Origin of the sequence: Parasediminibacterium paludis, assembly GCF_042651445.1 — a bacterium.
Lineage (GTDB): Bacteria > Bacteroidota > Bacteroidia > Chitinophagales > Chitinophagaceae > Parasediminibacterium > Parasediminibacterium paludis.
Genome location: NZ_JBHSDC010000022.1, coordinates 279,503 through 297,550, shown reverse-complemented (window position 1 = coordinate 297,550; position 18,048 = coordinate 279,503). Strand labels below are relative to the sequence as shown.

At 37.6% G+C, this 18,048-nt stretch carries 15 protein-coding genes; 4 read left to right on the top strand and 11 right to left on the bottom strand.

Annotation, left to right across the window (positions count from 1 at the left end; genetic code table 11):
- Positions 1 to 8 precede the first annotated feature (8 nt).
- Entirely contained in the window at positions 9 to 824 is an 816-nt protein-coding gene (panB, locus tag ACFOW1_RS11605; RefSeq protein ID WP_379014442.1) for a 3-methyl-2-oxobutanoate hydroxymethyltransferase, read from the top strand.
- Positions 825 to 829: 5 nt separating this feature from the next.
- Here the strand turns inward: panB and ACFOW1_RS11600 are convergent, their stop codons facing one another.
- A complete protein-coding gene (locus ACFOW1_RS11600; protein ID WP_379014441.1) occupies positions 830 to 2,122 on the bottom strand; it encodes a M20/M25/M40 family metallo-hydrolase in 1,293 nt (430 codons plus the stop codon).
- A gap of 119 nt (positions 2,123 to 2,241) precedes the next feature.
- Positions 2,242 to 3,516 carry a metal-dependent hydrolase family protein gene (locus ACFOW1_RS11595; RefSeq protein WP_379014439.1) on the bottom strand — a complete coding sequence of 425 codons (1,275 nt, stop codon included), beginning with the start codon at positions 3,514 to 3,516 and terminating at the stop codon, positions 2,242 to 2,244.
- 164 nt (positions 3,517 to 3,680) lie between these two features.
- On the opposite strand from ACFOW1_RS11595, the gene ACFOW1_RS11590 reads away from it, so the two are divergent.
- Positions 3,681 to 4,391 carry a hypothetical protein gene (locus ACFOW1_RS11590; RefSeq protein ID WP_379014437.1) on the top strand — a complete coding sequence of 237 codons (711 nt, stop codon included), beginning with the start codon at positions 3,681 to 3,683 and terminating at the stop codon, positions 4,389 to 4,391.
- A gap of 122 nt (positions 4,392 to 4,513) precedes the next feature.
- Here ACFOW1_RS11590 and ACFOW1_RS11585 read toward each other — a convergent pair whose 3' ends face one another.
- From ACFOW1_RS11585 to ACFOW1_RS11550, 8 genes are all read right to left on the bottom strand, one after another.
- Positions 4,514 to 5,227 (bottom strand): RluA family pseudouridine synthase, encoded by a 714-nt coding sequence (locus ACFOW1_RS11585; protein ID WP_379014435.1) that lies wholly within the window; start codon positions 5,225 to 5,227, stop codon positions 4,514 to 4,516.
- A 116-nt stretch (positions 5,228 to 5,343) separates the two neighbouring features.
- Positions 5,344 to 6,450 carry a pseudouridine synthase gene (locus ACFOW1_RS11580; RefSeq protein WP_379014434.1) on the bottom strand — a complete coding sequence of 369 codons (1,107 nt, stop codon included), beginning with the start codon at positions 6,448 to 6,450 and terminating at the stop codon, positions 5,344 to 5,346.
- 144 nt (positions 6,451 to 6,594) lie between these two features.
- Entirely contained in the window at positions 6,595 to 7,866 is a 1,272-nt protein-coding gene (locus tag ACFOW1_RS11575) for an ABC transporter permease (RefSeq protein ID WP_379014432.1), read from the bottom strand.
- A gap of 457 nt (positions 7,867 to 8,323) precedes the next feature.
- Positions 8,324 to 9,067, bottom strand: a complete 744-nt coding sequence (locus ACFOW1_RS11570) for a hypothetical protein (protein WP_379014431.1) — start codon at positions 9,065 to 9,067, stop codon at positions 8,324 to 8,326.
- A gap of 302 nt (positions 9,068 to 9,369) precedes the next feature.
- Entirely contained in the window at positions 9,370 to 9,615 is a 246-nt protein-coding gene (locus ACFOW1_RS11565) for a hypothetical protein (RefSeq protein WP_379014430.1), read from the bottom strand.
- A 281-nt stretch (positions 9,616 to 9,896) separates the two neighbouring features.
- Positions 9,897 to 11,099: a metallophosphoesterase family protein gene (locus tag ACFOW1_RS11560; protein WP_379014428.1), complete on the bottom strand. Its 1,203-nt coding sequence runs from the start codon at positions 11,097 to 11,099 to the stop codon at positions 9,897 to 9,899.
- A gap of 79 nt (positions 11,100 to 11,178) precedes the next feature.
- Positions 11,179 to 12,459, bottom strand: a complete 1,281-nt coding sequence (locus ACFOW1_RS11555; protein WP_379014426.1) for a T9SS type A sorting domain-containing protein — start codon at positions 12,457 to 12,459, stop codon at positions 11,179 to 11,181.
- A gap of 419 nt (positions 12,460 to 12,878) precedes the next feature.
- Positions 12,879 to 15,077 (bottom strand): S9 family peptidase, encoded by a 2,199-nt coding sequence (locus ACFOW1_RS11550; RefSeq protein WP_379014425.1) that lies wholly within the window; start codon positions 15,075 to 15,077, stop codon positions 12,879 to 12,881.
- Positions 15,078 to 15,229: 152 nt separating this feature from the next.
- On the opposite strand from ACFOW1_RS11550, the gene ACFOW1_RS11545 reads away from it, so the two are divergent.
- Entirely contained in the window at positions 15,230 to 16,054 is an 825-nt protein-coding gene (locus ACFOW1_RS11545; RefSeq protein ID WP_379014424.1) for an ATP-binding protein, read from the top strand.
- A gap of 45 nt (positions 16,055 to 16,099) precedes the next feature.
- Here the strand turns inward: ACFOW1_RS11545 and ACFOW1_RS11540 are convergent, their stop codons facing one another.
- Positions 16,100 to 16,474, bottom strand: coding sequence for an RNA recognition motif domain-containing protein (locus ACFOW1_RS11540; protein ID WP_379014422.1), 375 nt, complete (start codon positions 16,472 to 16,474; stop codon positions 16,100 to 16,102).
- 416 nt (positions 16,475 to 16,890) lie between these two features.
- On the opposite strand from ACFOW1_RS11540, the gene ACFOW1_RS11535 reads away from it, so the two are divergent.
- Positions 16,891 to 17,385: a hypothetical protein gene (locus tag ACFOW1_RS11535; RefSeq protein ID WP_379014421.1), complete on the top strand. Its 495-nt coding sequence runs from the start codon at positions 16,891 to 16,893 to the stop codon at positions 17,383 to 17,385.
- The last annotated feature ends 663 nt before the right edge of the window (positions 17,386 to 18,048 follow it).

Genomic DNA, 18,048 nt, shown 5'->3' with positions numbered 1-18,048 from the left:
TTACAGAAATGTCTATCAACAAAGAAGTTAAAAAAATAACTACCCATACTTTACAAAAAATGAAAGCCAATGGCGAGAAAATTTCTATGCTTACGGCGTACGATTTTTCTTTTGCCAAAATATTTGATGCTGCAGGTATTGATGTAATGTTGGTTGGCGATAGCGCCAGCAACGTAATGGCAGGCCATGAAACCACCTTGCCCATCACACTTGAACAAATGATTTATCATGCACAGTGTGTTACAAGAGGTGTTAATAGAAGTTTTGTAGTGGTAGATATGCCTTTTGGTACATACCAATCTGATTCAAAAGTTGCGCTCGCTTCTGCAATAAAAATTATGAAAGAAACGGGAGCGCATGCCATAAAACTTGAAGGTGGGGAAGAAGTAGTAGACAGCATCAAACGCATTGTAAGTGCTGGTATACCTGTTATGGGTCATTTGGGTTTAACGCCTCAAAGCATTTATAAATTTGGTACTTATGCCGTACGCGCAAAAGAAGATGCCGAAGCAGAAAAATTAAAAAAAGATTGTCAATTGCTACAGGAAGCAGGTTGCTTTGCCATTGTGTTAGAAAAAATTCCAGCGTTATTGGCCAAAGAAGTGTCCGAAGCACTAACTATTCCAACCATAGGTATTGGTGCAGGTAAATACTGTGATGGACAAGTATTGGTAATGCACGATATGCTTGGCATAAACACCGAATTTAAACCACGCTTTTTGCGCCAATATGCCAATTTACACGAACAAATAATCAATGCGGTAACAGGTTATATCACAGATGTTAAAAGCCAAGATTTTCCAAATGATAGCGAGAGTTATTAAATTAATTACTCGTGTGTAAGCCTATAAATCAATAATGCTGCCCGTTGTATTAATAGTGGAAATTCTTTTAAATTAATGGTTTCACCAGGCGCATGCGCCCCTTTACCTGAAGCTCCTAAACCATCAACACAATCAAGGGATTGCGCTATGTAAGAGATATCGCCTGCACCACGAGAACCTGGATCACCAGCTATTGTGCTGCCAATTCCCATTGCTTGTGAAACGCCATCAATTACTTTTAAAACGCGATTGTTACCATCGGTTGGTGCCATACTAGGAATACCATCTGTAAAACTAATAGTAGACTTTGTACCATTTAAACTCGTGGCAACAATGTCTCGCATTTTATCTCTAGCAGCCAATTTCTGTGCTTCAGTTAAAAACCGTAAATCGCCAGTTACAGTAACTGATGGTGAGATAATATTGGTTTTACCAATAGCTTCGCCTTTCGCTTTTGTTTCATCATAATTTACATCTGAACCACCAACTATTAAGCCAGGGTTAAACGTGAGATACTTTTCTGTGCTTAATTGTACTCTAAACGCATCTAAAATTCTTGCAGCTTCATAAATGGCGCCGTATCCAGAACCACTACTAAATACACCTGATGAGTGGCCAGTTTTAGCTGTTACTTGTAATTTCCAGCCGCTTGCACCCCTGCGTGCAGTAGCTACTGTATTTAACCCCACAGCCGTCTCAAAACCTAGTGCCACATCGCATTGTTTGGCACGTTCAATAAAGTCTTTTCTGCTAACACTTGCTGGCGAACCCGCTTTTTCTTCGTCACCAGTAAAATAGGCGGTTATAGAAGCATCGTTTAATAAACCCAAACTATTTAAAGCTTGCAATGCCGCAATGATGACCACATCGCCTCCTTTCATATCGTTAACACCTTGACCCGTAGCTGTGGAATCGTTCAATATTTTCCAAGGATTTGCTGGCATATCGGGTTCAAAAACAGTATCCAAATGGCCAATAAGAAAAACACGTTTGCCTTTGGTGCCTCTTTTTATCGCTACTAAATGTCCTGCCCTATGTAAACTATCTGGCAGCGTTACCCATTCGCTTTTTAGACCTGCTTTTTCTAACTCAGTTGCATATATCGCACCTACTTTTTTTACACCATCTATATTAAGTGTACCACTATTAATATTAACGGATGTTACCAATAATTGCTGTGTTTGTGGCAAATGCTGATTAATATATGCAATTATCTGTTGCTCGGTACTTGATAGGCTTTGGGCTTTGCCAAAAGATACTGCACATAACAAGCAAAGTGGTAATATTATTTTTTTCATACAAATAAAATAATTCGAAAAAATGAAGGTGATGGATTAATTGTTGAATAAAGTATCAAAGCGCCGCAGTGTGCGACGCAAGGATGCCAAATGGTGGAACAATTGCTGGTTACAAAAAACTATTTTGTAGATTTATAAACCACACCATCCTTCATTACAAACACCATTTTGCCCATTACTTTTACATCTTTAGTAGGGTCGCCGTCAACAGCTACTATATCTGCTAGTTTGCCTTTTTCTATCGTGCCCAAATCGTCTGAAACACCAATTAAATCAGATGCGTTGACTGTTGCTGCTTTGATGCACTCTAAAATAGGCATACCTGCTTGAGTCATGTATTCAAATTCCATCCAGTTTTTACCGTGTGCATACACACCTGCATCGGTACCAAACGCTATTTTAACACCTGCTTTGTACGATTTTGCGAAAGCACCTTGAATTAGCCCACCAACAGTAGTGGCTTTTGTAGCAATAATTTCAGGGAAATAGCCTGGTTTTTTGGCAGAATCGGCCACAGATTTACCCGCAATAATGGTAGGCACATGGTAAGTACCCATTTGTTTCATTAAAGCAATGGCTTCATCATCTATATATGTACCATGCTCTATAGAAGTTACACCTGCTCGAACAGCACGCTTAATACCCTCTGCCCCGTGTGCATGGCAGGCTACTCGCATGCCATAATCTTTAGCGGTGGTTACAATTGCTCTAATTTCTTCTTCAGAAAATTGTGCGCCACTACCATCTTTTTCTAAGCTTAATACGCCACCAGTAGAACATATTTTTATCAAATCAGCCCCTTCTTTGTAGCGCTGTCTTACAGCTTTTATACATTCATCTACACCATTTACCACATCACTATTTAATTCAGAAATATTCATTAAATCTTCACGTAAGCCATTGGTAGCGTCGCCATGGCCGCCCGTGCTAGATATTATTTTACCAGCCGTATACACCCTTGGCCCAACAATTTGACCTTTATTAATGGCATTACGAACGGCGATACTTACCGAACCACCCAAATCTCTAACTGTGGTAAAGCCCGCCATTAAGGTTGTTTTTGAATATTGAATAGAGCCAAAAGCTATGTCGGCTTTGTTTTGCTGAAAGGCCAACATGCGATTAGGATTGGTTTCGTGATCAATGTGTACGTGACAATCTATTAAACCAGGCATCACCGTGTAGGCTTTCAAGTCGATAGTTTTATCAGCAGCGGTAGCTACTGTGTAGCCTTTTTGTACATCTATAATTTTGTTTTTCTCTACCACAATGGTCATTTCTTTCAACATGGTAGTATTTTTTGTATCTACGAGCTGACCACAATAGATATACGTTTTTTGCGCAAACGCAACGACAGAAAAAGCCATCAAAAAACTAAGTAAGAGGTATCTCATAATGCAATGTTTAGGATGGTAAGATACAGAATTCTAAAAAACAACGAACAGCCGTAAAAAATTCCTCTCTACCGATTAGGTGCTAGAACCCTTAAACGTAGTGGTTATGGATTGGTCTCTTACCTACAAACAAGCTTTTAAAAAACAACTAAAAACAAAAACACATGAAAGCAATGATTTCAGCAGCAGTAATAGCATTAATAATGACAAGTACTGCCAACGCACAACAAGACAGCACCAAAGTAAACATGCCACATAAACCACCAATGGGCTTTAAAGGTAGAGATGGCAAAGAAGGTAAAGACTTTAAACATAGTGATGGGACAGATAAATTTGCAGACCGTAAAAGCAGATTTGAGAAAGGCAAAGAGCGCTTTGCACAACATATTCAGCTAACCGAAGACCAAAAAAAACAGGGTAAAATCATTAGAGAAAACACTAGCAAGCAGATAGCAGCTTTGTACAACAATGATAAACTAACCATGGGCGACTTCAAGCAACAAAAAGCGGCTATTTTAAAAGCACAAAAAGAGAAGCTAGATGGCTTGCTTACTGCAGAACAAAAAGCAAAAATAGCGGAAAACAAAAAAAGAATGGTCGACAATAGACAAGTACAAGTCGCCGCAAGACTAGAGAGAATGAAAATAAATTTGGGTTTAAAAGACGACCAAGTAGCAAAAATTAAAACTGCTCAAACACAATTACATGAAAAAATGAAAGCCTTACATGAAGATGCTACATTGCTTCCTGAACAAAAGAAAGCGCAAATGAAAGCCTTGATGGATGAGGAAAAAGAAAGCCTTAAAAATGTACTTACCGCCGAACAATTGGCAAAATTAGAAAGCCATAAAGGGATGAAGGAAGGTAGAAGATAGTGAGTGGTAAGTAGTGAATTGCGAATGTATATCAAAGACTGCATTAAATTTTGATGCAGTCTTTTTATTATAAAAGTATCTGTTGTAATCTGCTTAAATCGGCATTATCAACGCTCCTATCTCTACCCTTTTTTCCACTTGCGCAATTGTTGTAGCAGGGCTCGCAAATCCTTTGGCGGTTCCGCTTCTAGATGATAGGTTTCACCGTGTAACTCAAATTTTAATTTGTAGGAGTGTAATCCTAATCTGCCTAAAATAGGTCTTTCCTCTTCTTCTTTCTTAGCCAAATTAAAGTTCTTTTTTAGTGCTGAAATCAATACAGGTTTGCCATCACCATAAATAGCATCGCACACAATGCTATGGCCTATGTACTTCATGTGGACACGTATTTGGTGTGTTCGCCCAGTATGAATTTGGAATTGTAACCAAGAGTAAATTCTAAAGTTTTCCAACACTTCGTAATCTGTAATAGAAGGCTTGCCTTTAGCATTGGTTACCATCGTACCATTTCTAGCAGGATGTTCCATAATACCGATGTTAATGGTATCCCGCTCATTCATTAGCGTTCCATTCACCAAACCCAAATAATATTTTTCTACGGCCCTACCTTCAAATAATTGCGATAACGCTTTGTGGGTTACTTCATCTTTGGCAAATACAATAATGCCACTTGTATCTTTATCTAAACGGTGTACAGTAAATATTTGGCCATATTTGGCTATTAAAAAATCTTTCATCGAAGGCTCACTCTGTATTCTATCGGGTATAGATAACATGCCTGATGGCTTATTTAAAGCAATGAATAGGTCATTTTCAAATAAAATATCCAACTTCATAATCGGAACATTTCACCACATCGTCACATAGGCACATAGCTTGGAATTATCTTATCAAAGCGTAATTGTATCTATGGTACTGTTGGTGTCTTTATAAATCTGTTAGAGAATAGGTATTAATCTGTAGTTACTTTAGGTTCGGCTTTCGGGGCTTTTTTGGCGAACGATTGGTTCAGATACTTTAGTAAGCGCACTTCTTTGTCGTTTAAGAAACGCCATTTGCCTCGCTCAACATTTTTCTTTGTCAGGTTGGCAAACATTACTCTATCCAATGCTTTTACTTCGTAACCGAGATGCTCGAATATTCTACGAACAATGCGGTTACGACCATTGTGAATTTCGATACCTACATTGCTTTTATCGCCTGTATCTGAGTATGCTAAGCTATCTGCATGGGCTTCCCCATCTTCTAAGTTAATACCACTTAAAATGCTTTCAAAGTCGCGTTTTGTCAATGGCTTATCTAGTTTTACTGAATACACTTTTTTGATCTGAAAGCTAGGATGCGTCAACTTTTGGGCTAGTTCGCCATCATTGGTTAACAGTAGCACACCTGTGGTATTTCTGTCTAATCTACCCACCGGATAGATACGTTCTGGTGTAGCACCTTTTAGTAAATCTAGCACTGTTTTTCTACCATCTGGGTCAGAGGCTGTGGTCAAATAATCTTTCGGCTTATTTAGTAAAATGTATACAAGGTTCTTCTTTGGGAAAATCTGCTTGCCTTTTACTTTCACTTCGTCTTTCTCAGATACTTTGTAACCTGGCTCATAGACAATATCGCCGTTTACAGTTACCAAACGCTGCTTTACCAGTTCGGCAGCTTCACGCCTACCGCACACACCTGCGTGCGCAATAAACTTGTTCAAAGGCATGTCTTCAGCTACTGTTTCAGTAGCTTCACCTACTTTTTTTGGTTTGGGAGTAGTTTCGGGTTTAAAGTATTTATCGCTGTTGCTACGAACATAGTTTTTAGAAAATTTACGTTCTGTTTCGGACTTTTCTACCCGAGGTTTGGGAGCAGCTTTTTTAAAAGGCGTTTTCGGAGCGGGCTTTTCTTCGCTTACAATGCCGTGTTGTTTTTCCCACTTTTCACGGCGCTTTTGGTCGCCAATGGCTTTTGCTTCGGCTTTCGCTTTCCGCTTTTCTACCCTAACCATTTCTTTCTTCTTAGCGCCAGTTGGTTCATTGTTCATGAACTTGTCAAATGCATGTTTTGCCATAATTTGTTCGTTTGCTGTTTTTCAACAGGTGCAACAAAAGTACGGATTTAAAATTTGCTGGTTATTAGTTGCAATTTGCAGGTTGTCGATTGCCTAGAGTTGACGATTGACCAATGACCATTGACACTCACTACTCACTCATTATTACTCATAGCGCAATGCCACAATAGGATTGAGTTTAGAAGCTTTAATAGCGGGGTAAATGCCTGCCAACAAGCCTACAGCTGTACAAATTAACACACCCGTAATGATCCACCCCCAAGGCATGATAAAGCCCGTACCTAACAATAAACTGAAAAGGTTGCCTACTAAAATGCCTAGGATGATGCCAAAAAAAGCACCAAATAAGCTAATAATTAAACTTTCAAATAAAAACTGCCTGCGTACATCTACACGTTTACCACCAATGGCTTTTATCAAGCCCACTTCTTTGGTACGTTCGCTTACTGCTACCAGTAAAATATTCATTAATCCTATGGAAGCACCTGCCAAAGTAATTAAACCAATAAGGATAGCACTACCAGCTATCCCTCCTAGTAAGCCAATAAATATTTCGGCAAACTTGTCGCTTTTTTCTATCACAAAATTATCTTGCTCTACAGGTTCTAGCCTACGGATAGAACGAAACAAGGACGTTGTTTCGCCAATAGCGGCATCCATTTCTGTAACATTGTTTACCATAACACCTATGCTAAAAGAAGGCGATGCAATAGGTAGGCGTTTTACATTTAAATAGGTGGTAATTACCGCATCATCTTGGCGCAAAAACGAACTTGTCCCTTTTGGTTTTAACAAGCCGATCACCCGATATTGCAAACTACCTACACGAATCACTTTGTCTAAACATCGTTCAGGATTATCGCCAAATAATTTGGTGGCTACATTGCTACCTAGCAAGCACACATTACGGCCAGAGGATACATCCAAACTACTAAAGTTTCTGCCTACTGCTATTTTATAACCACTTACATTAAGGTAGTTTTCATCGCCACCCAATAATGAGCAAGTAGGATTGGTTTTTTTATCGGCATAAGTACATTCTAAGCTATTATCTGTAGCACGCAACGAAATGGACACTGTGGCGGGATAGTTAAACTGCGTTTTAAACAACTCCGCTTCTTCTTTGCGAATGGGCTTATCTAAGTTCGATTTTTTTTCCTTTTGCCCTACCTTACCCAAAGTAGCAGTACGAGGCCCACCAAAGCGCACTTTAGAATCTTTAAAGCGCAAGGTGTACCCATTTGCCCCCATAAAAGAAAAACTATCTTTTAGGTAAGATTTCATCGCGTAAATAGCCATGTTAATACCTATTAAAGCCATAATACCCAATGCAATAATGGTAACGGTAATGCCTGTGCGCAGTTTGTTGCTACGAACGGTTCTAAAAGCTATAGATAAAGAATCAGCGAGGGTCATGCGAGGTAAGTTATGTAGCAATATTACGATAATGCGGCGAAGTACCGAAGGTAGAATACGCAGCAGCTACCATTTATATTTTAGTAATTGACATGCTATTTGGTAAATGGTAGTAGGGCTTTGCAACATTAACCACCGAATATCCTATCATTATACTTGTATTAATAACAGTTACGGTTACTTTTTGAAAAGTTACTAAGCTATTTGCAATAATCACATTAAAATCTATAAAAATATCTGCCTATTTTGTAACAATTACATAACGATATGTAAAAATATCTGATGTATTTTGAACGAATACATTACGATATGCAAAAATATCTACGCCTTTTGCAACTATTACTATGCCTTTTGCAAGCAAACAGTTGACTTTTACAACCATTAAGCAGCCCCATGTACCAACACAAAAGCCATCATGATGGCTACATGATGGCTTTTGAAATAAGCTGAGTAAGTTTTACTGCACGTCTCTAAATTTTATTTTAGTTACCAATTTGGTTTTAGGCGATGTCGCTTCATAAATACCTTTCACATATACTTTTATCAGTTCGGCTGCTTTTAATAAGCCATCTTCTGGATGGTATAAGGCTTGGTTGCGGGCAATACGTGCGTTAGACACTGGCAGTATAATATCGCCAATAGTATCGTTGGCCGCTTTAAGACTGGTATACATGGTTTCTAAGGCAGTAATGCTTATATCTGCCTCATTAGGCACGTAAATGGGCTGTGCTTTTAATAACTTAATATAGCTGTCCAGCGCATCGGCACGCATTACATAGCTAGCATGGCTAGTACTTATGTTTTTGTGGTCAGGTGGCGGTGTAGGGGTGCTAGTAGCGGGTAGGGGCGTACTAGCTTTGTGTTTTGAGACAGCCCTTACCCTATCTGCGAGGCTTTTGGCATTGTGGAACGTCGTAGTTAGTGGGCTACAGCTTTTAAAATAGTTAAGCGACTTAGTAATAAGCTTACCCAAGGGTTTAAACAAAGCCTCTCTTTGTGCCGTAGGATCTTTGGCTTGCTGTTCTGCTTTATTAATCGTGTCTTGTGCGGCACTTGCGGTAGCATATTTAGCCGTCAGGGCAGGCAGTAGCAATTTGGGGTTGGTAGGTTTGTAATCTGCACCGTAACTCTTTACGGTATCTAGTAACAATTTAAAGTTTGCCACATTAACTGCGTGGCCTGTTTCGCTTTTTGACGCCATGTTCATTGGTTTTTAATGATTGTATAAACGTTTACGAATATATCAATTACAAAAACATTAAATACCATATGAAATGTTAAAGAAAGGTAAATGTTTGTAATATGAGGGGCTATACTGTATGGTGGTATGATGACACCCCGGTCTGCGACCACCCCTCTGTTGAGGGGAATTTGGTGAGGTGGGTAATGACAGAAATAATCGGCTGCTCATCTAAAATAGAACTTAATAGTTGCATTGATTCTTCAGGTAATGCAGCTTTAAAGTAATCAATAACAACGTTGGTATCTAGCAAGTACATAAACTTACAGTTGTTTCTTTAATCTTTCTTCCCATTCACCCCTACTTTCAGCAACATAGTTTAGCATAGCGTCTGCGGTTGCTATAGATAATTTACCTGCATAGTCAGACAACTTTACTTTTTCTTTTCTAGGTTCAGCTTCTAAGCTTTTCAAATCGGCATATTTATGCACCATCGCCTCCCACTCTTGTATTGGTATCACTACCGCAGTGTGCGCACCTGTATTGTCAGTAATATATTGTAGCGACATATTTGATAAGATTTATTCTTACAAACTTAATCAAAATTCGTACAGTAACTGATTAGCCCTTACAAAGCCATAACATAAAATACAACTCCTAAAGCCTCTGCGACTTCGGGGTTGCTTCGGTCAGCCTTTCCAAGTTTAAAAAACTTGGAAAGGCTGGGCAATGCAACCAACTCTCTTTTGCAGCAATTGTCAACCAAGGCGTCCTTTTTTGGCAGTGAATACGTAAAAAAGCCCCAAAACTTTGAGCTTTTGGGGCTTTTTTACAACAATTAGATACTCTATTACTGGATAGAAAAGGTCATACTACTGCCCCAAACTATTGGTGCTGAAGGATTGGTAGGTGTAGCATTCCATAAACATTCACGCACCGTCATACTTTTATTTAGGGTATCTACCGCTACTACTTGAAACGATAACTTGGTTTCATCTTTTGCAGAAACAGCCCCCTTCATTGGCGAATCTACTCTTACACAAGGTAGGGCAATAGTTGAATCTGGCCCCTGCCACGTATAGTATTGGTTATAATTATTGTGCCCATGGAAGTAGGCTTTAATATTGGGGTGAAGTTTCACAAAATTGGCAAATGCTCTTTGTTCAATGAGTGCTTTTTCGTTGATGGTTTTGGCGCCATCTTTAAACACTTCTGATAATAGATTCTCAAATTTATCGGTACTGTTAATATCGCCTGCGCCATTTGGATTGGTAAAAAATCTAGCTTCTACATCTGGTATGGAGTGTGCAAATAAAAATACTGGTGTAGTAGCACTTACCGTAAGCAAATCATTTTCCATCCACGCACGCTCCGTAGAATCTGGCCATAGATTAAGAAAAATAAAATGTACTCCACCAATATTTTTGGACGCATGTATTTTATCTGTAGCATAATTAAAGGTTGCGGCAGTTTTGGGGGCTGTGGGTGATACCATTAAATTATACATACCAATAACACTAGTTGGGTCGGCAGGTGGTGTCATCATTTTATGATACCCTATGGCATTACTTACATCGTGGTTACCCGGCACAACATAAATGGGCGTTTTATGATTATTGCTATCTTTTAGCGCCATTCCAGTTATATAATCAGCATAAAACTGACTCCAAGAGGCTGCCGCTGCTTGAACACCTTTTTCCGATCTATTAGCAATATCACCTGTAGTCACAACACAATCTATGAACTTAATTGCACAGCCTGCTTTCACACCCCCATCATTAGGAAATGTAACACCAGTTAAGGTATTTAGCTTAGCTACCAAAGCTGCATTTACAATGTGTGCATCTACTTCAGTTGCACCTTGAAAAGTCGTTTTGGTAAGGCCATAGTGTTGATCGGAAGTAAATACAAATTGAACAATATTATTACCTGTAATTGGTTTAGAGGAAACAACTGTTGTATCCTTGTTTGTTTTATATCCAGCGAACACAGTGAGTGTGTAGCAAATAGCTACAAAAAAAAGACTGATTTTATGAATTAGGCGTTTGTTCATATTCATTATTAGGTAACGATGTGCTTTATTGGGACATCTATTAGCCACAATTTTAAACATTTATTAATTGCCTAAGCGTTTATTTTTTATAAAATCGTACAGATGAATTGCTACCATTATTTTTCAAGATGGCGATATAAGTGCCTGATGAAAAGCTGTTTATAGCGATGTTACTTACTATCATGCCCGCAGCAACTGGGTAGCTTTTAACTAATGTACCATTTACACTATAAATATCAACAGAAGCATTAGCCAAAGTTATTTCATGCATTAGTTGCAATGTACCATTCACCACAGGGTTAGGATATACACTTAGTGGTTTACTAGTTAATGTTGCGCTATTAACAGTAATTACGTTACTGTAAGTATAACTGCCATTATTATCCATCATTTTTAAACGGTAATAAGTAATAGCCGCCGAAGATTTAGTATCTGTATAGCTATAGCTATTTAATGAAGCAGTATTAGCAGGTGCAACACTTGCAATAAAATTAAAATTAGTGCCATCTGTACTACTTTCTACATTGTACGATTGCATATTTAGCTCGTTGGTAGTATTCCATACCAGTTGTGTTTTACCATTATTTTTTATCGCATTAAATGCTAACAAGGTAACTGGTAAAGTTATTGGCGTACCAGTGATAGTTATATTGTCGTAACGTACGTTGCCCGATGTACCACTGTTAGGCGTACCATGTTTTACACGTATTACTAAATTAGGATTATTTTCTGCAGCAGTATTGGTAATAGTAAATTTAAGTGTATTCCAGTTTGTAGCAAGTGAAGATGCAGTAGATGTAACATCAAAAGGTACTGTTGATGTAGTGATAGGTGTAGCACCTGCATAGGTTATAATAGATAATCCAGAAGTAACGAAAGTGGTACCCCCATCTGTACTATAATCAATTATAATAGAATTTGGACCACTAGCAACACTAGATATTTGATAATCGAATGCCATAGCAATACTTTGGTAGCCAGTAGTAGGTACTTTAAATAAAATTTGCATTTTATCAGATGGATTACGTGGTCTTAATACATTACCAGCTGGAGTTAATGTACCATTAATCGTCTGTGCATTACTGGTACCAGTATTTGTACTTGCAAGATAATCCCAATATGTATTGTATGGTGAAGCGGTACCTGGGAGAACCGTATAAGATACTTGTGGTGATGGGGTACTAACAATTGTGTAATCGGCAGTTATAGGTGCAATAGGATTTGCTACAACATCTTGAATGGGAGTTGCTGTTGTAAAATTATTAAAATGCCAATAGTGAATAAGTGTTTGCGAAAAACTGTTTGTAACTGAAATCAGTAGAAAGAAGGCAATAATAATTGAGGTAAATTTTTTCTTCATTTTTGGTTGGTTTAGTTATTTTGACAAAACTACCTTCAATGAAACCCATTACTGAAATGGTTCAATTATCAAATCGTTAAAAGTAGTAGGGGATTTCTATTGTTTTGGAATTTTTGGAATAACCCCTCATTTGGCATTGATTTTATTTTTATTGTGATATGTTTGTTAACTGGTTGTAAATATCCAGCTCCGCAAATCTTGCAGTTATAAAATAGCCATTAGGTTAACTTTTTAATTACGCAACATTGCCGAAGGCAAAAACATATCATTGCTAAACTGCAAGTTTCGTAGAGCAAACTAGCTTCTACAACAGCCATATTCAACGCTATCCAATATTATAGCACTTTAAAGCAAGTTACCAAAAGCAAAACAGCCGAAGCGGTTAACTGCTTCGGCTGTTTATATGTATAACCTATTAACTATCTCAATAAACCCGCTGGTACTGGTTTTTCAAGCAAGTATTTATAGATAAACTTGGTTTTAAGGTTATTAAAATGGGCATTACGGGCTGGTAAATTACCCCAACCATGTCTACCACCTGGATAAAAAGTCATTTCAAAATCCTTGCCTTTGTCTTCTAAGGCGGCTATTAGTTGCAAGCTGTTTTGCATATGTACATTATCGTCAATTGTACCATGTACAATTTGCAATACGCCTTTGTATTTATCAATGTAGCTTAATACGCTACTGCTTTTATAACCATCTGGGTTTTCGTCTGGTGTATCCATAAATTTCTCTGTGTAGTGGCTATCGTACAAGCGCCAATCTACCACACTACCACCTGCCATCGCATGGGTAAACACATCGGCACCATAAGTAACCGCCATACAGCTCATATAGCCACCATAGCTAAAGCCCGTAATACATATTTTTTTAGGGTCGGCACCACCATTAGCTATAAACCATCTCGCCATCGTTTTATAATCGGTCATTTCCCAATAGCCAAGGTTGCGGTGCATATAGTTTACACCTTCTTTACCAAAATGGCCACTCGCTCTATGGTCAAAAGCAACTTGAATTAAGCCTTCATTGGCATAAAACTGGCGGTTGTTGCTCCAGTTCCAAGTATCCCAAACTGTACCTGCATTAGGCCCACCATAAATGCTAATGAGCATCGGGTATTTTTTGGTAGGGTCGTAATTGGTAGGCCAAGTAACAACCGCTGGTAATTCGTACAAGCCATCATCACTTTTAATACGAATCAACTCGGTTTTAGCCAATGGATAATTGGCCATTTCGCTGCCTTTGGCATCGCCAAGCTCTTTCATTATTTTACCTTTTGTATCTACCAAAGTCATTTTAGTTGGCGTACTTACATTGCTATAGGTGGTTATAAAGTATTTCCCATTGGGCGATAAGCTAATTTGTGCATGGTTATAATCGCCAAACGTGAGGCGTTTTAGATCGGTACCATTCATTTTTACACTGTAAAAATCGATACGCGCCGTATTTTCTCTACTGCGGGCTGTGAAATAAATTAGACTATTTTTTTCATCTATCATTTTTACATCAAGCACAGTAAACTTACCTTGCGTGATAGGATTTTTTAAACTACCATCCATATTGTGCAGGTACAAATGGTTCCAGCCAGTTTTATCGCTATTTAAAATAAAGCCCGTTTTATTCTCTAAAAAGGTAATTCTGCCACCAGCGCCATCTTCCAGGTCAATCCAAGTTTTTTGTTGCTCGGTATAAAACACTTGCTTAGCGCCTGTTGAAGGATTTACATCATATAATTTTAAATTATCTTGTCCACGGTTAATCCACTGAACAATCAAGCTTTTACCATCTGGTTTCCAAATCGGCCAGCCGAAATATTGGTCGTCTTTTTCATTAAAATCGGCCCATACCGTAGCACCACCATCAGGATTTACAAAACCCACTTTGGTTTCAGGGTTTTTATCGCCTACTTTAGGATAGCGGGTTTCTTCTAAGCTACCATGTTGTCCGTCGCTGTTGTAAATAGGAAACATCGGCACCATGCTTTCATCAAAATGCATGTACGCTAGTTTTTTGCTATCGGGGCTCCACCAAAAAGCACGATAACGCGTAGGGCGGCCAAAAATTTCTTCGTAATACACCCAACTTGCATAGCCATTAAGGGTAGTAAAGCTACCATCGGTAGTTAATTGGGTTTCTTTGCTAGTAGTAAAATTGTAGGTATATAAATTGTTGTTTTTGGTATAGCCGATGTAATTGCTATCGGGCGAGAATGTAGGGTTTTTCTCTTCGGCTTTATCGTTGGTTAAGCGTTTTTCTTCGCCATTGCTACGCAAATACAAATCATTGTCTTTAACATAAACCGATTTGCCACCAACAGGTGCAGCATCTCTACCAAAGCCACGACCAACAGGCATTGCAGTAGAACTAGAGGGCGTTAACTGACCCGTTTTGACATCTAATACATAGTTTTTAGCTGCAGAATCTGGATGGATTTTTTGGTTTAACATCACATGCTCATCATCTACCCATTTTACTACAACGGGTAAGGCATTGTAAAAGTTTTTCGGGGTTTTATTGGCCAATAAATCGGCAGTGGTAAACTGTTTTTGCTGCGCCAATGCAGCATTTGCAAGAATTGAAGTTGATAATAGCAACAGCCATTTAGATGTACTCATACGTAAACTAGGTTTGAGCAATGAAGATAAGGGGAAAAGAAATGATTTTTTACTGCGTGTAAAGTATTGGATGAATGGCGGTGTTTTAGTAAAAAAATTTACCTCGTTCAACCAATGTTTACTGACATTTGCAGTGCTAAAAACAAAAACATATGAAACATTATTTACTAGGTATTTTATTAGCTGCAACCATTACTAGTGGACAAGCGCAAACACATCGTCTTGAAAAACTATGGGAAACTGATACGGTAATAGCTGTACCAGAATCGGTATTGCCAGATACCAAAAAGGGATTATTATATGTTTCACTAATAGATGGCGCGCCTTGGGGCGTAGATGGCCAAGGTGGTGTAGAGATTTTGGATGTTAATGGTAAAATTATTAATAGCAAGTGGATAACAGGCTTAAACGCACCAAAAGGCCTAGGCCGTGTAGGCAATAAATTGTATGTAGCAGATATTAGTGAAGTGGTGGTGATAGATATTAAGAAAGGCACCATTGAAAAGAAAATAGCGGTAGACAGTGCTACAGGCTTAAATGACATTACCGTAAGTGATAAAGGCGAAGTATATGTGTCTGACTCAAAAACAGCTAGAATTTGGAAAATAGTTAACGACAAACCAAGTCTTTATCTAGAAAATATGAAAGGCGCTAATGGCTTAAAAGCAATAAAAGATGACCTTTATATATTATCAGGTAAAAGTTTTGTAAAAGCAGATGCGCATAAGCAAATAACAACTATTGTAGAACTGCCACAAGCGGGTGATGGCTTAGAACCGATAGGCAATGGTGATTTTATTGCTACATCTTGGAGTGGTTATATCTATTACGTGTATGCCAATGGTACATTTGAAACATTACTAGACACGCATTTAGACAAAGTAAACACAGCAGATATTGGCTACGATGCCGCAAAACGCCTACTTTACGTTCCTACTTTTAATGCCAAAAAGATTATGACCTTTCTGGTAAAATAAGCCACATTAAAAAGCCCAATCACGTTGATTGGGCTTTTTAATGTTCTAATAATTATTTCTTCTAGGTGGTGGACCGTTTCTTCTGTCATTATTGCCATAACCGCCGCCGCCACGGTTATTATTACCATAGCCACCGCCACGATCGTTGTTACCGTAAGACGAACCCGGCGCTTTTCGTGGTTGGTCTTCTGCTTGTTTAACAGCAATTTTTTTGCCCATCATCGCTACACCATCTAATAATTGCATGGCTTCTTTTGCTTCTGCATCGTTTAGCATATCCACAAAACCGAAACCTTTACTTTTGCCCGTTGCTCTATCTATTATAATTTGAGATGATTTTACTTCGCCATATAATTCAAACATTTCTTTCAAATCTGCTTCATCAAAATCGCCAGTTAAGCCTGCTACAAATAGCTTCATAGTAATAAATTTTGTGTAAAAATAAAGGTTGAAAGTGGTATTCAATCGATTTTTATGCAATTGCGAAAGTTAAATTATTTGATAAGTAAGCAACTTCACCATCTAATCAACAATCGTAATTTCAAAAAGATTTGTAGTTCTGTTGATCGTATAAATGACATTGCTAGAACTATTGCTATACTATTTATTTGCATTTCGGATATAATTCAATAAAGCTCAAAATAAAAAAGTAGACAAAGGATTAAAAAAATTGTATTTGGTTAATCATAATTGTCTTAGTGTAATACTATCTAAGAGCTATCACAACCTTCTCGATTAATAAATAAAAAACTAGAGAATTAATAAAAAAATTTGTTTAGGAATGAATTATTTGGATACATCAACAGTTACAGTTAAATTTACGTTAAAAATTACATATGCAAATCAAACACACACTTACCTTAATGGCAATTTTGCTGTCTGGCAGTCTCTTTTCGCAACGTAGTACCAAACACTTCACACTAAGTGAAGGTTATCAAATAAAAGCAGCCCTATTACAAGATATTAGCGGTAAAACACTAAGTAACGGTCAATCCATCAACTTTGAACTTTCGGATCCAATTATAATAAACGATAGAATAGTAGTAGACAAAGGGACAAAGATAACAGGCACTGTTACAGAGGCAGAAGGAGCTAAAGCCTTTGGCAAAAAAGGAAAGCTAAGTTTTACAATTGATTATCTTTATTTGAGTAATGGTAAGGTAGTGAAACTAAGAAGCAGTATAAAAAAGAATATTAATGGTAGCGGCACAGCTGTTGCTGCCGGAGCCATTTTGGTAAGCCCAGTAGCACTACTTTTTAATGGAAAGCAGGCAAAGTTTAAAGCAGGTGAAGTATTTGCTGCGTATATTGATAAAGATTACACTTTTTAACTTCATTGAAGTTTATAGAATGTCCTAAAAATGAAAATTGATGCGAGCACTAAAAACATATTTTTTTGAATAAATAAAAGGAATATTTGCTGAATTATCTTTTTATATATACAATTAATTTAGTGTAAGTTTTGGTAATTAAATTTTTTGGCTCATATTGTTCTTCGATTCTAAAATATATTGGTGCGACATATTTAAACAGCTAAGTGTCTACGTGTTTCCTCATCATCAAAATCAACCAAGAGTAATAGTTCAAGAATAACGGCTAATACTAAATGACAGTTTTGAAAATTGATTAGATGATTTGTTATTGGTGGTTTGGTTTTTTATTAATAAACTCAATACACTTTACTGTTCAAGTTGTTTCGTTTATATACTTTGAATTATTTCTTGTATAATGTGCAATTCAATTGTTGATGGTTACAATTAAATAGAAATTTAGAGATAAAATTTTAAATTATTCAACTAAATTATAAAGTTCCGCAATATGGACCATTTTGTGGAACTTAACAGGTGCTGAAAAAGTTTTTTGCGTTAATCCCATGTTCCGCCACTGATTAAATAAATCTAGTTAGTTCTTGCTATTTGATATATATATTCCTTGCATCTAAAATAAAACACGAAACTATGAGACAATTTCTAACATTTGTGGTTTTAACTCTA

Bases quoted from the DNA above. Each gene is read 5' to 3' on its own strand.
- ACFOW1_RS11560 (WP_379014428.1), bottom strand. From the start codon at position 11,099: ATGAACAAACGCCTAATTCATAAAATCAGTCTTTTTTTTGTAGCTATT.
- ACFOW1_RS11580 (WP_379014434.1), bottom strand. From the start codon at position 6,450: ATGGCAAAACATGCATTTGACAAGTTCATGAACAATGAACCAACTGGC.
- ACFOW1_RS11585 (WP_379014435.1), bottom strand. From the start codon at position 5,227: ATGAAGTTGGATATTTTATTTGAAAATGACCTATTCATTGCTTTAAAT.
- ACFOW1_RS11555 (WP_379014426.1), bottom strand. From the start codon at position 12,459: ATGAAGAAAAAATTTACCTCAATTATTATTGCCTTCTTTCTACTGATT.
- panB (WP_379014442.1), top strand. From the start codon at position 9: ATGTCTATCAACAAAGAAGTTAAAAAAATAACTACCCATACTTTACAA.
- ACFOW1_RS11540 (WP_379014422.1), bottom strand. From the start codon at position 16,474: ATGAAGCTATTTGTAGCAGGCTTAACTGGCGATTTTGATGAAGCAGAT.
- ACFOW1_RS11575 (WP_379014432.1), bottom strand. From the start codon at position 7,866: ATGACCCTCGCTGATTCTTTATCTATAGCTTTTAGAACCGTTCGTAGC.
- ACFOW1_RS11595 (WP_379014439.1), bottom strand. From the start codon at position 3,516: ATGAGATACCTCTTACTTAGTTTTTTGATGGCTTTTTCTGTCGTTGCG.
- ACFOW1_RS11600 (WP_379014441.1), bottom strand. From the start codon at position 2,122: ATGAAAAAAATAATATTACCACTTTGCTTGTTATGTGCAGTATCTTTT.
- ACFOW1_RS11590 (WP_379014437.1), top strand. From the start codon at position 3,681: ATGAAAGCAATGATTTCAGCAGCAGTAATAGCATTAATAATGACAAGT.
- ACFOW1_RS11565 (WP_379014430.1), bottom strand. From the start codon at position 9,615: ATGTCGCTACAATATATTACTGACAATACAGGTGCGCACACTGCGGTA.
- ACFOW1_RS11570 (WP_379014431.1), bottom strand. From the start codon at position 9,067: ATGGCGTCAAAAAGCGAAACAGGCCACGCAGTTAATGTGGCAAACTTT.
- ACFOW1_RS11550 (WP_379014425.1), bottom strand. From the start codon at position 15,077: ATGAGTACATCTAAATGGCTGTTGCTATTATCAACTTCAATTCTTGCA.
- ACFOW1_RS11545 (WP_379014424.1), top strand. From the start codon at position 15,230: ATGAAACATTATTTACTAGGTATTTTATTAGCTGCAACCATTACTAGT.
- ACFOW1_RS11535 (WP_379014421.1), top strand. From the start codon at position 16,891: ATGCAAATCAAACACACACTTACCTTAATGGCAATTTTGCTGTCTGGC.